We start from the raw sequence: 13984 nt of genomic DNA, 5'->3' as shown, positions 1-13984 counted from the left end.
TGGATAATGTGGATAACTTTGTGGATATCTTGAAATAAGCCAAATTTATTCCACAAATTATCGTCAATTTTTGTGGAAAAAATTTGTATAACTTATTTGAAATGTATGTTCGATAAATTTATTTAACACTCAGTTAATAAATATAATCGAACTTTCAAAATACTTACATTAAAATTCAATTCATTTTCAATGTATTACTTTTCCTAAAGTATATCGTAGCAGTCGATTATGTTATAATTATCTTAATATATAAATGGAGGAGAGTTATATGAAATATTTCGATTACGATTCATTTAAAGACTTTACATTTATTTCAAAGTTAAAAGCTTTAAAAAACTCAGACGATATTTTCTGTGTTACAACCACAGCTAATATAGAAGAAAACAAATACGATTCTAACATACACAAAGTAGGAGACAATAAAAACTTCACAAGTTCCAACAAGGACTCTTCTTTTTTTGAATTGAATGATGGAGATTTATTGATTATGAGAAATTCAGAAAAAGAAGAAGATTCTGACACATCATCTTTTTACAGACTTCCTGTCGATGGTGGAGAGGCTGTAAAAGAATTTGACATAGATTTGAAAAGTGTGGAGATTCTTTTTGAATTGGAAGATTCTTTTATTGTAAAATACGAATTCGACAGACATCATGAAATGAATAAAATCACAGAAGAAGAAAAAAACGAAGATGTCGAAGTACTCACAGAACTTCCCTATTTTGAAAATGCAGTTGGATTTACCGACAAAAAAAGAACTAGACTTGCAAGATATTTCCCAAGCATTGACAAAACAGATATACTGACAGACGAATTTTCGAATATCTCATCAGTCGATCTCAATGATGACAAATCAAAACTTATTTTCGTGAGAAATTCCTACGAAAACGTAATGAAAATCGAAGATGAATTAGTTGAATACGATTTGAAATCTGGAAAAGAGTCTGTGATTTTACAAGGTTTTATGATAATGTCTGCGAAATATTTCAATGACGATATTGTGATTCTCGCCACAGATGGAAAAGAACACGGACTAAACCAAGACTGTGAAATCTACAAAATTGTAGATAATAAAGCTATAAAAATAAACGAAGAACACTACTGCTTGTACAATTCCATAGGCTGTGATTTGAAATATTCTTCCGGCAGTCAAATCGAAAAAACAGACGACTATATGTATTTTGTAATCTTAGAAGGATACGGTAGTGCGATTTTGAGAATGGATAATAATTATAAGTTCGATAAGATTTTCTCTACAAACAATTCTATCAACATGATTTCCGTCAAAAACGATGATGTTTACTACGTTTTGATAAATGAAAATCACGGACAAGAAGTTTACAAACTAAACAAAGAACAATTAACTCATTTGAACAACGACTACTATCACATAAGCAAAAAAGACAAATTCACTTTTGAAAATGACGGAAATTCATTCACAGGATGGGTGATTTATCCGAAAGACTACGATGAAAATAAAACATATCCTGGCATTTTATCCGTTCACGGTGGCCCAAAAACTGTTTTTGGAGAAGTTTTGTTTCACGAAATGGAATTATTGTCTGCAAAAGGATACTTCGTTTTCTACACAAACCCACGAGGAAGTGACGGATATGGAAATGAATTTATGGATATAAGAGGAAAATACGGAGATGTAGATTATTCTGATTTGATGAAATTCACAGACATCGTTATGGACAAGTATCCTATCGATAAATTAGGTTACACTGGTGGCTCTTATGGTGGTTTCATGGCAAATTGGATGATGACTCACACTGACAGGTTCGATTGTTTTGTAAGTCAACGTTCAATTTCAAATTGGATTTCTTTCAGTTTGATTTCAGATATTGGATATTATTTTGGAACAGATCAAAACCACACTGAAACAGTCTTGGATGATTACGATAAATTGTGGGACAAATCTCCACTAAAATACGCAAAGAACGCTCACACTCCAACTCTTTTCATTCACTCCACAAAAGATTACAGATGTCCTTTATCTGAAGGAATGCAAATGTTTCAAGCTTTGAAACTTAACAATACACAAAGTCGATTTGTGATGTTTTACGGAGAAAACCACGAGCTTTCACGTTCAGGAAAACCGAAAAACAGAATCAGAAGATTGAAAGAAATCTGCGATTGGTTTGATATTTATTTGAGGTAGATGATGAAAAAACAGAAAAAAGAAAAAAAGAATTTGTTCTTCAAAAAATTATTACAATCTATAAAAGATGACCAAATCCCATTATTGAGTGCACAGACAACTTACCATTTTATAATGAGCTTGGTGCCATTTCTAATTGTTTTATTGAATATCGTGCTGATGGTTGCTGCTAGCAAAATCGATATGATTTTCAAGTGGATGGAATTCATTCCAGCTGAAACAAGAAATATTTTAATGACACTAATCAACACCATAATAAACAACAGATCATCATCTGTTCTATCAATCTCGTTGTTGGTTGCATTATGGTCTAGCTCCAAAGCCTTGAAATCTTTAATCAAAGCAATGAACAAAGCATTTGATGTAAGAAGCGAAAATGGGTTTTTGAAAACACAACTCAAAAGCATATTGTTCACAATCGTACTTCTTTTATTGTTGATGGTAACATTAGTCTTCATCGCATTTGGTGGTTTGATTTTGGGATTGATTGAACAATACATGAGAATTAGAATATCATTTATTGCACAATTTTTCAGATATTTAATCCCAATAGTATCCATGATTTTTGGATTCACATTGCTATACAAATTCGCCCCAGACTTCGACTCAACAAGAAGCATCAAATGGAAATCAGCAATGCTTGGAGGAACAATAGCGACAGTGGGTTGGCTTTTGATTACAGTATTATATTCATTCTACGTTTCAAATATATCCAATATGTCGCTAACATACGGCCCATTAGTCGGCGTGTTCGCACTTTTCGTGTGGATAAACCTATCCTCACAAATCATATTAATCGCAGCAGAAATCACCGCCAACTACGACCAAGTAAAAAAAGGAGTTATATATTCCACTTAGAATTAATGAAATAAGTAGATTACCAGTTTTGCTAAGAATATCATACGGATGAAATTTAGATGGTTTCAAATCACAAATTTTCGTAGCTTAGATAATCGTGCAAACTGGTTTTCTACTTCACTGTGTCCTTGTAAAACAAAGATGTCCAGAGATTTTGTATTTCTATGAAATAAAAATAGACTACCAGATACGGTTAGAATATCATACGGAAAAAATTACAACAAATTCAAGCGAAGTGAATCGTTAAAAAATCGCACTTGCGTAAGCGCTAGCGTGCTTGCGATTTTAGATTCACAAGCTTAGAATTTGTTAATTTTTGTAGTCTAGATATTCGTTCGTATCGGGGTCTATTTTCGTATACTTTGAAGCTACCATAGCAATTTTCGTAGACAGATGAGCGGTTTACTATGTTTTATGTTTTGTTTATCTTGAAACTATGTTGTAATTTACGTAGTCTAGATATTCGTGCAAACTGGTTTTCTACGTTTTTGTCCTGAAACTACCTTAGCAATTTTTATAAGCCAGACGAATGTTCTACGGCTTTCTTCCTAGTTCAATATAAATGCCAAGTACAGTCTTATAAAATCTTCTACATTTCTAGGATCAAGTCCTGTGATATCTTTTAGTTTGTTAAGCCTGTACTGAACGGTGTTTTTGTGAACGAACAAATCCTCCGCGCATTTTGTGATGCTTTGGTTATTTGTCGCATAAATTTTGATTAAATCCTTGTAAATATTGTAATCTTCGTCGGAAATATCTTTCAATACGACTTGCTTGAATTTTTTGATTCTATCTTTTTTGATACTTCCAAGCAAAATTCCCAAATCCAATGTGGAATAATCCACAACGCAGTCTTTTCTTTGCAAATTATCCAACCAATCCAACGCAACCATGCAATTGTCATAGTTTTTCTTAAATTGGCTAATCATTTTGAATGACCCGCTGATGCCAAAATACACCCTACTGTCTATTGCATCGTGAATTTGGTTTCTATTTTTTTCCAATTTTTTCTTGATGATAATCTTGTCTACGTTGTTTGCTAGGATTACAATTTCTCCGTAAAATACGCTATATACGAAATTATTGGACAGATTATTCTCCAAGATTTTGTAAATTTGATCGGAATCTTTCAACAAAAATCTGCTTTCGGAATTTTTCCCGACTATAACGTATTTTTCGTCTTCACTTTCCAGATATCTGTACAATCCGTAATCGTCCAACTCATTTATCAAGCTCTCAAACAAATACTTGTTCATGTCCTTTTTCTTGAGTTTGTTCTTCTCAACGAGTTGTTCTTTGACGAGTATTTCGGTCATTTTTTTGATGATGTTTCCGTATTTCATTACTTCGTCTTTGTTTCCAGTGATGCCGATAACGGCGATGATTTCTCCGTCGATTGTAACTGGGATATTAATTCCCTTCTTTGCTCCAACGTATTCTTTTTCATTATCAACAAAAATTGTTTCGTTTAGCTTTACGCATTCCTTGGCAGCTTCGTGATAAGTGTCAATTCTATTTGAATTTGTTGAATAAATAATATATCCTTCTTGGTCAAAAAAGTTCAAATCGTAGTCAATAACATCTTTTAATTTTTCGACTATCATTTTTGCAGTGTGATCAGAAATTCTCATTTGTTCTCCATAATAATAATTTTGTTTGTTCATTTAACATTATTATTACATAAAACATACATTTGTGCAATCGTTTGTTATAAAATTGAGATAGGAGGTTGTTATGAATATATTAGTATTGATAGACTCTTTTAAAGGCAGTTTGAGTTCTTTGGAAGCAGGAGAAATCATAAAAAAAGCTTGTGAAAAAAATCCTTCAAACAAAGCAATAGTAAAACCTGTTGCTGACGGTGGAGAAGGAACTATTGATTCATTAAAGGATATTAAAAACGCTAATATAGTTGAAGTCGATGTACATAATCCTTTGATGGAACATCACACAGCTAGATATTTGATAGTAGATGATAAACTTGCAATTATGGAAATGAGTGAATCCAGCGGACTTACGCTTATAAAAGATAACTTGGATCCAATGAATGCTACGACTTTCGGAGTTGGAGATATGATCAAGGACGCTTTGGATAAAAATATCCGAGAATTTATCATTGGTATTGGCGGCTCTGCAACTACAGATGGCGGCATGGGAATGCTAAGAAGTTTGGGAGCGCGATTTTTTGACAAAAATGGAATCGAAATCTCAAACGGTCCAATAGGAATTATAGATTTGGAAACTATTGATTTGGATAATTTCGACGAAAGACTTAAGGAATGCACATTTCAGATAGCTTGTGATGTCGATAATCCATTGTGCGGACAACGTGGATCGGCAAGAGTATTTGCACCACAAAAAGGCGCAACTCCAAAACAAGTCGAAGAATTGGATAAACTTTTGGGCAAATATCACGAAGTTACAAAAAAAGTTATTCCTGGTGCAAATGATACGATTGAGGGAGCTGGTGCTGCCGGTGGTTTGGGATATGCCTTCAAAAATTATTTGAATGCAGAATTAAAACCAGGAATTGAAATTATTCTAGAAATGCTTGGTGCAGATGAGTTAATCAAAAATTCTGATTTGGTTATCACAGGAGAAGGCAAGATGGATTTCCAAACATCTATGGGAAAAACTCCTGTAGGAATTGCAAAGCTCGCAAAGAAATACAACAAAAAAGTCATCGCTTTTTGCGGCGTTTGCGATAACGATGCAGTCTCTGTTAATGAAAGAGGAATCGATGCATTCTTCCCTATTCTAAATAAATGTATGCAAACAAATGAAGCTATGGATAAAAAAGTTTCAGAAGAAAATTTGTACAGAAGTGTTGACCAAGTAATGAAATTAATAAATTTATGGAGGTAGTATGGACAACGTAACATTTTCAACGATTGGAGCATTGATTGGCTTAGCGTTATCAATTTTTCTAATCATCAAAAACTTCCACGCAACTTACGCACTTATCATAGGAGCTTTGTTTGGTGGAATTATCGGTGGAGGCGGACTTGTGGGAACAGTGTCTGCCATGGTAAAAGGTTCTGAATCAATGATGAGTTCAGTTCTAAGAATTATGACAAGTGGTATTTTGGCAGGTTGTTTGGTTAAAACGGGTGCTGCTGAAAAAATCGCAGACACGATTATCAAAAAATTAGGCGAACAAAAAGCTTTGATTGCTATTGCGATTTCTACGATGATTATCTGTGCTGTCGGTGTATTCATTGACATTTCAGTTATCACTTGTGCACCTATCGCCCTTGCTGTTGGTAAGAAATCAAATCTTTCCAAATCAAGCATTTTATTGGCTATGATTGGTGGAGGAAAAGCTGGTAATGTAATCAGCCCTAACCCCAACACTATTGCAACTGCTGAAGGATTCAAACTAAATCTTACATCTTTGATGTATGTGAATATCATTCCTGCAATTTGCGCATTAATCGTAACGATTATTATTGCAATGGCTTTAGCAAAGAAAAAAACTGATGTCATAGATTCAAGTGATTTGGAATCTTCTGAAAGAACAAGCTTGCCAAGTTTCTTCGCATCAATTATAGGGCCAGTTACTGTAATTGTTTTATTGGCACTTAGACCACTTGCCAAAATCACAATCGACCCATTGATTGCACTTCCTTTGGGAGGATTTGTGTGCTTATTAGCTACAAAAGAAACTAAGAATACCAAAGAATATGTCAACTACGGTTTCTCAAAAATAATCGGAGTTTGTGCACTTTTAATCGGTACGGGAACAATAGCTGGAATTATCAAAAATTCAACACTACAAACTGATATGATTAATTTGATTACTGCATTTAATCTTCCTGCATTCATCCTTGCTCCAGTAGCGGGTATTTTAATGGGTGGTGCAACAGCAAGTACAACTGCTGGAAGTACAATAGCATCTCAAACATTCGCAAAATCATTGATCGATGCAAATGTAACTGCACTAAATGCTGGTGCTATGGTTCACGCAGGTGCTACAGTTATCGACTCACTTCCTCACGGATCATTCTTCCATGCAACTGGTGGATCTGTCAAAATGTCTATCGCTGACAGATTGAAGATTATTCCTTACGAAGCAGCTGTTGGATTGACTATTACAATCGCATCCGTTTTAGTATATTTAATTACAAAATAATTTTTCTCAAAATTAAAGGCTATGAGCACACAACTCATAGCCTTGTTTTTATTTGTTGATATTATCGTTGCCTTTTGGTTTCGCCAATACAGAAATTATTATAAACAATACAGAAAATCCCAGAATAATCATCATGTTTGGCAATATTTTTGAAATCTGTGGGCTTTCCATCAAAATATTGTTGTTTTGTATATAGTAAAAACCTGGGAAAATTCTGCCTAACGTCAACGCTGTTTTCCCTAGTAGTTCTTGTGGGACAAATGCACCACACAAAAACGAAGATCCCAATGATACAACATTCATAACTCCTTGAACAGTATTTGAATCCTTGATTAAGTTAGCTATCATAACAGCCATTGAAACGACCGAAATCGTGAACACAAATGAATTTAGCATCATCAAATTAACGTGGGTTTGCGTAAAATCGTATTTGTACATCACCAAGAAAAGTATCATGTAAATTACCCATAACACAAGCCCTGTCACAATGTGGCCCAACATCATTTCCATATTTATCCTAGACCTTGGACACGCCGATACGTTGTTTCTCATAAGTATGGATTGTTTTTTGTTAACCTTGACTATTGTTGAAACTATCAGAATAACTTGTGCCAAAAGAAGGTAGTTCAAAAAATTAAAATACGAATTTGAAGTATCTCTTCTTTTATCCCTTAAACCCTTTTTAATACTCACATCAAACTTCTTGTTCAAATCATCGTTCGCATTTTTAATCGCCTCATCTTCAGTAAATCCGCCTTTTTCATAAGAATTTACTTGACTAAGATAAATATTTATTTTCTCTTTGATATCCGTAGCGTAAATATTATCCGGGGCTATTTTGTATTGTACTTTTTTTGTATTATCAAAATCTTCTGGAATAACTATAGCCGCACTAATAATATTGTAAAAAAGTTTGTCCTCTACAATAGATTCGTCCATCTTCACGATTTTTGTGTTCTTATCCAAATAATCATACAAAGATTTTGAAAGCTTAGTATTTGCCTTGTCTTGGACATAAATGCTAACATCCACTGATTTGTAATCAGTTTGTTTCGTGCTTTTAGTAGCAAAACTCATAATCACTAAAAATATTATCGTGTATAAAAGTATGGAAGTTTTGTGTGCCCATGCTATTTTAAAATAATTCTTAAAGACTCTCATACTCTTTACCTCTCATCAAAAACAGTGATGCCACTATAAAAAACACAGTGATTGCCAAAAGATTCAACATATCGTAATTAAATCTTGTCAACGAGTCGTAATAATAAAGTGAATACACAGCATCTGTAACCACTGCTACAGGATTTATTTTGTTGATAATAGGGATGTTTTCTGCAATTAATACCTTTATTTCAGGAACCATCATTCCCGCCAAAAACGCCATCAACATTGTAAGTGCAATACCTATTCCGATTTTAGTATCAAGACTTTTCTTATTAGACACTCCTATTAAAATCCCGAGCGTCACTCCACAAAGTGAAGACAAACCTGCCATTGCGATTACAAGTCCCATTCTATCTCCAAATTCTACTTTTAACCCGTATTTTAAATACGCGATAAATATTACAGTTATTAAAAAATTTATTATCCAACTTACAAGAACTGATGCACAAAGCATAGTGCCTTTTTTAGTTGGAGAAACTGCATTTCTTTTAGCATTGGTAGACAAGTTCGCTTCGTATTGGAAACTAACGAACAGTCCCCACATATATCCGTAAATAGTAGTCATCCCCAAAAGAGTGTAGAAAAACACATTGACAGGATCCATGTTTTTTCTGGAAATATCTTGAATGTGATCATCCACTCCCAAGATTTTTCCAATATCAGCTGTTGGATTCTTATTCATTATCTTAGTTATCATCGACACTTTTTGCGTGTATGCATTCATAATCGTCTCCACAATCGTCTCCGAAATCCCAGATTTTTTAGTGTAGATTTTATCCATGGAATGAATGTAGGCTTTTACATCTTCGTTTTTATTCAAAATATCTTCGCTATTAGATTCTACAACCTTGAAATATTTTTCCTTTTCCATATCGTTCATGAAAATCTTAAAATTTTCATCTTGCATCAAAGTTTCATTAACAGCTACATCAATAGTTTTAAATTTGGAGTTTTCAGTAATATTTCCAAATGCAAGCTTAAAGAAAATCCCCAGCACAATTGGGAACAAAAGCGCCCAAAAAAGCATTGCTCGCTGCCTCAAAAGCACTTTGAATGTATTTTTAAATGAATGAACAAACATTTTAATCCCTCAAATCTTTACCAGTTAATTCCAAGAACACATCATTAAGGCTTGGCTTTTCAACATTTAAAGAACTATATTGAATATTTTCCTCGTCGAGAAGTTTAACCAACTTCATTAAGTATCCATCACCGTGTGCAAAGTCGAGTTTAACAGAGCCATTCTTGTTTTGAAATTCCAACAAATGTGGAAGTGCTTTTATTTTATTGATAATATCTTCGCTCAAATCCTTCGAAGTAAAACTGATTTTCTCATTCATTTCAATCATATCTTTGAGTTGTTCTGAAGTACCCTTTGCGATAACCTTGCCCTTGTCGATAATCACGATATCATCACACAAGAAATCAACTTCATCCATGTAATGCGACGTGTAAATTATCGTGGAACCTTCCTTGTTTAATTTTTTTATTCCCTCAAGAATATTATTTCTAGATTGTGGGTCTACAGCAACCGTCGGTTCGTCAAGGATGATTATCTCAGGCTTATGGGCAATTCCACATGCAATGTTAAGTCTTCTGAGTAAACCACCCGATAATTTTTTCGGCTTAAACTTCACAAAATCATTAAGACTTACCAAATCCAACGCTCTTTCAACTAGTTTTTTTCGTTCATTCTTATCTTGAATGTATAATCCGCAAAAATAGTCTACGTTTTCGTAAACTGATAATTCATCATACACCGCCACATCTTGGAACACTACGCCGATTCTTTTTTTGATATCATACGCATCAGAAGACATTTCTTTGCCAAATATCTTGACGCTGCCAGCATCCTTTTTCAAAAGAGACAATATGCAGTTGATAGTTGTGGATTTTCCGCTACCGTTTGGACCAAGCAGCCCTAGTATCTCTCCTTTTTTTACATCCAAATCCAAATTATCCACCGCAGTGAGTTCCTTGTATTTTTTTACAAGACCTCTTACCTCTATAAGGTTTTCCATAAGATCCTCCATAAATTTTAATTCTATTTATATTATATAATTAATCAATTAGTAATGTGTAAACAAATTGTAAACAAAATGCAAAATAAACTTTAAAAACTTTGATTTTCGACATTTTCCACAAAAAACAGCACAAAGAATATACTTTATGCTGAATTGTTTTCGTTATGCAATTTTTCTTTTATCTTGAACAAAAGCTATAAGTCCGAATACAGCCCCAGTAATAATCGCAGGTAACAGCCATTCGAATCCAACTGAGCTGAAAGGCAAAGTTTTGATTAAAGCAGTAAAACCTTCAAAAATTTTAAAATTTTGATTCAAAACTTCCACAAAACTTATCAAAAATGTAGCAAGAACTGCTCCTTTGTAAATCATATCGTATTTAATATATTTTTCAAAAATTCCTAAAAATATAAGTACCATAATAATCGGATAAACCGTAGATAGAATCGGAACTGCTGCTTTGATCAAACCTTCAACTCCAATTAGTGAAAGCACTCCTGAAACTACAACTGTTCCTAAAACAATCGGCTTGTAACCTAATTTGTCCTTTGTAATATTCGAGAAAAAATCCCCCGCTATCGCACTGAGTCCAACAGAAGTCGTTAAACATGCCAATGACACCGCAATTCCTATGGCTATTTTACCAGCTGAACCTAAAATATTTTGAACCGTTCCAAGTAGTATGTCGACTCTTGTGTTTTGAACTGTGTAAATCTTGGATGCAGTCGCCCCAGCGTAAATCAAACCACCGTAGATAATCGCTAAAAGAACGAATGCCACAAGTCCGACCCACTTAACTAACTTTAGTCTTTCTTCGTCATTAACATATCCTTTTCTTTTCAAATCAGACACTACAATACCGGTCATAAGAGCTGCACCAAGTGCATCCATCGTTTGATATCCCTCTGCAAAACCTTTCAAAAATATTTGATTTTCAGACGCAATATTCATCACTCCGATAGGATCCACAATACATTTTCCAATAATTACTAATAAAATTATTACCAATCCTGGCGTCAAATACTTCCCTATTTTATCGATAACTCCTGTTTCATTAAATACAAAAATCGCAGTCAACGCGAAAAATATTAATGCAGTTACCCATTCTGGAGTTCCTGGAAAAACTTTAGACACAAAAACTTCGTGAGTTGTCGCTGCAGTTCTAGGAATTGCAAAAAGCGGTCCAATAGTTAATATGGTAACGGTTCCAAGAATCTTAGCAAATTTATTCCCAACTCTTTTTCCAAGATCTTCTGCTCCTCCACCTAGCTTAGCGGTGATGATTACGCCAAGTATAGGTAGTACAGGGTCTGTCAACAAAAATCCTAGCATCGCTTTTTTATACTCAGTTCCCGAAAGCACACCCAAATAAGGCGGAAAAATCAGGTTTCCTGCGCCAAAGAATATTGCAAATAATGCAAATCCTACGATAATGACGTCCTTAAATTTCTTATTCAAAATATCCTCCTATGTATTTCTATATCTTCATAGAAAATGATTTCATATCTAAATTTTAATTCTAAAAAGTTTTATTGTCAAATTTATTTATTTCGTTATCAAAATAAAGTGATAAATTTTACTCTAAAAACTAAATTTTGCACAAAAAAATCATAGGCCAATTTTCTGACCTATGATTGTGATTTTATTCTACTACTTTTTCTCCCTTTTTCTTTTGTTTATCATTGTAAACTTTCTTAGCAATACCAATCATTATTGATAATGCGAATAATGTCAAAAGTCCTAGGAAAAGTTTTTGTGCTCCACCAGTCAATGTTCCTCCAACGTATGAATAAACAATTGTTGCAGGTAATTGACCAATTCCAGTAGCTATGAAGAATGGCCAGAATCCCATATTAGTTAGACCTGCTCCATAACTTACAAAGTCGAATGAAACAAATGGTAAAAGTCTACAAATTAATATTGCATATTTTCCGTATCTTTCAAAAAATACGTCAACACTTTCCATTGCACCTCTGCTTGTAAGTTTTTCAACAGCATCTCTTCCCAAAGCTCTCGCCAAGAAGAAACAAAGTGCAGCTCCCGCCATAGCTGACGACCAAGAAAGTATAGCCCCTTTTACCCATCCAAATATTGCAGCATTTGATAAAGTAATCAAAAATGCTGGGATAGGTGCTGCAATTGATTGTAGTACCATTAAAATGAATGATACTACTGCAGCTAGTTTTCCGTATGATCTCAAGTATGCAACTACGACATTTGTATCTAATTTTGAAATAGTTGAGAAGGCTTCATTGGTTTTAGCTTTGATAGATGGCACGAAGAAATACAACCCCAACATAATTCCAATAATAATCAAAGCAATTATTCTTTGGATTTTTCTTTTATGTTTAAGTTCTGCTATTTCTTCAGGTGTTTTTTCTTCTCTCAAATCGCTAAGTTTAACTTCTTCTTCTCTCATAGCTTTTCGTTCTTCTCTAGTGTAATATTTTTGATATTTCTTTTGAGTAAGAACTATATAAATGTTGATTAAGTTAACAATTACGATAACTGCGATTGTAGGAATTAAAATGTTTTTAACTGGTCCATGATACATTATAAACTCTTTTACAATGTAGATAAGACTTTGTGTTTTTCCCCCTATAAGAGCAATCAAAGCTATCGCCAATTCCAATGCGAAAAATACATATCTGTTGATATTAGTATAAGCAATTCCAAGTATCAATCCAAAAGCTGTAAAGATATACATTACTAGCTGCTGACTAACCATCATTTCGAAATTTACGTTGAATAACAAAAGTAGACAACATAAAATCCCGATGGCTATGCCCGTAGTTAAATAATAAAATATCGCCCTTAATTTTTTCACTTGATACCTCTATTAATCTTCTAAAGTATAAGTTAAAGCTACATAAGTTCCATCTTCTGGAAGTACATCTGGGTTACCTGTGAATTTAACTTCATTTCTCTTTTCTACAGCACCATTAGTGTAAGTTGTGTTAGAAATAATTCCTACTGGACATGAATCTAAGCAAGTTAAGCAACCTGTTTTCTTATTTTTTGCTCTTTCTAAGTTTCCACCGAATCTAAAATCAATTTTCTTTCCGTTGCTGTCTTTGATTACTTCGTTAATATCGTAATCTTTTCCAGCGCCTTCCCATGTTACAGTAGCGCCAATTTTAGATCCTTCAACGTGAGTTTCAGCTGCATTGTCCGGAGTCATGTTTTCACCAGGTTTTGCACCGATTTCTATTAAAGCATTGTAGAAATCTTCTGGCGTAGCATAAGCTGTAAGAACTGATTTTGCTCCGTTACTACCATCTGTGTTTACTGATGCGTGTCTAGTATTTTCAGTAAAATATTTTCCATTTACAGAAGATAAAACAGTGATTTTCTTAGCTTCTTTGTCAACTTTGATTGGGTTTTTCAAAGAAACGCCGTTTACTTCGTCATCTGCTTTCTTTTCTTCTTTCTTAGAATCATCCTTAGCTTGTTCAGTTGTTTGAGTGTTGTTTGATTCTGTTTTCTTATCGTCTGCTTTTTGAGAGCATCCTGCTAGTCCTACGATTGCTAGACATAAAAATCCAGCTACTAATTTTTTTCTTAAATTCATAATAATTCCTCCATTATCAATTTAATGTTGTTATATCACCTAAATTTAATACTGTTTGCAAATTAAACTCT

The 13984-nt window shown here is 33.8% G+C and carries 11 protein-coding genes; 4 read left to right on the top strand and 7 right to left on the bottom strand.

The genetic code is table 11. From position 1 onward, the window contains the following. Positions 1 to 268: 268 nt before the first annotated feature. Together ACLUJM_RS01865 and ACLUJM_RS01860 are read left to right on the top strand one after the other, a co-directional pair. The gene (locus ACLUJM_RS01865; RefSeq protein ID WP_412412030.1) at positions 269 to 2164 is read left to right on the top strand and encodes an alpha/beta hydrolase family protein; all 1896 of its coding nucleotides are present in this window, start codon (positions 269 to 271) and stop codon (positions 2162 to 2164) included. A gap of 3 nt (positions 2165 to 2167) precedes the next feature. Further along, positions 2168 to 3022: a YihY/virulence factor BrkB family protein gene (locus ACLUJM_RS01860; RefSeq protein ID WP_102164281.1), complete on the top strand. Its 855-nt coding sequence runs from the start codon at positions 2168 to 2170 to the stop codon at positions 3020 to 3022. Between the two features lie 548 nt (positions 3023 to 3570). Here the strand turns inward: ACLUJM_RS01860 and ACLUJM_RS01855 are convergent. Further along, on the bottom strand, positions 3571 to 4653 hold the full coding sequence (locus ACLUJM_RS01855) for a CdaR family transcriptional regulator (RefSeq protein WP_412412029.1): 1083 nt from the start codon (positions 4651 to 4653) through the stop codon (positions 3571 to 3573). A gap of 103 nt (positions 4654 to 4756) precedes the next feature. Here ACLUJM_RS01855 and ACLUJM_RS01850 point away from each other — a divergent pair, with 103 nt between their 5' ends. Together ACLUJM_RS01850 and ACLUJM_RS01845 are read left to right on the top strand one after the other, a co-directional pair. Next, the gene (locus ACLUJM_RS01850; protein WP_278735704.1) at positions 4757 to 5887 is read left to right on the top strand and encodes a glycerate kinase; all 1131 of its coding nucleotides are present in this window, start codon (positions 4757 to 4759) and stop codon (positions 5885 to 5887) included. 1 nt (position 5888) lies between these two features. Beyond that, complete coding sequence (locus ACLUJM_RS01845) at positions 5889 to 7154, top strand: GntP family permease (protein WP_278735706.1); 1266 nt, start codon at positions 5889 to 5891, stop codon at positions 7152 to 7154. A 48-nt stretch (positions 7155 to 7202) separates the two neighbouring features. Here the strand turns inward: ACLUJM_RS01845 and ACLUJM_RS01840 are convergent, their stop codons facing one another. The 6 genes from ACLUJM_RS01840 to ACLUJM_RS01815 form a co-directional block, all read right to left on the bottom strand. Further along, positions 7203 to 8315 (bottom strand): ABC transporter permease, encoded by a 1113-nt coding sequence (locus ACLUJM_RS01840; RefSeq protein WP_412412028.1) that lies wholly within the window; start codon positions 8313 to 8315, stop codon positions 7203 to 7205. Beyond that, positions 8302 to 9399 (bottom strand): ABC transporter permease, encoded by a 1098-nt coding sequence (locus tag ACLUJM_RS01835; RefSeq protein ID WP_412412027.1) that lies wholly within the window; start codon positions 9397 to 9399, stop codon positions 8302 to 8304. The genes ACLUJM_RS01840 and ACLUJM_RS01835 overlap by 14 nt, the downstream gene beginning before the upstream one ends. A 1-nt stretch (position 9400) precedes the next feature. Further along, on the bottom strand, positions 9401 to 10339 hold the full coding sequence (locus tag ACLUJM_RS01830) for an ATP-binding cassette domain-containing protein (RefSeq protein WP_278735712.1): 939 nt from the start codon (positions 10337 to 10339) through the stop codon (positions 9401 to 9403). A gap of 165 nt (positions 10340 to 10504) precedes the next feature. Then, entirely contained in the window at positions 10505 to 11800 is a 1296-nt protein-coding gene (gene brnQ, locus ACLUJM_RS01825; RefSeq protein ID WP_278735713.1) for a branched-chain amino acid transport system II carrier protein, read from the bottom strand. 184 nt (positions 11801 to 11984) lie between these two features. After that, positions 11985 to 13169, bottom strand: coding sequence for a TVP38/TMEM64 family protein (locus ACLUJM_RS01820; protein WP_242433513.1), 1185 nt, complete (start codon positions 13167 to 13169; stop codon positions 11985 to 11987). A gap of 12 nt (positions 13170 to 13181) precedes the next feature. Next, positions 13182 to 13913, bottom strand: a complete 732-nt coding sequence (locus tag ACLUJM_RS01815; RefSeq protein WP_278735715.1) for a YdjY domain-containing protein — start codon at positions 13911 to 13913, stop codon at positions 13182 to 13184. Positions 13914 to 13984 lie beyond the last annotated feature (71 nt).

The sequence above is a fragment of the Finegoldia sp. genome (assembly GCF_046991905.1).
GTDB lineage: Bacteria > Bacillota > Clostridia > Tissierellales > Peptoniphilaceae > Finegoldia.
The sequence above is the reverse complement of the archived record's forward strand: the minus strand, read 5'-3'. Positions and strand labels throughout refer to the sequence as shown.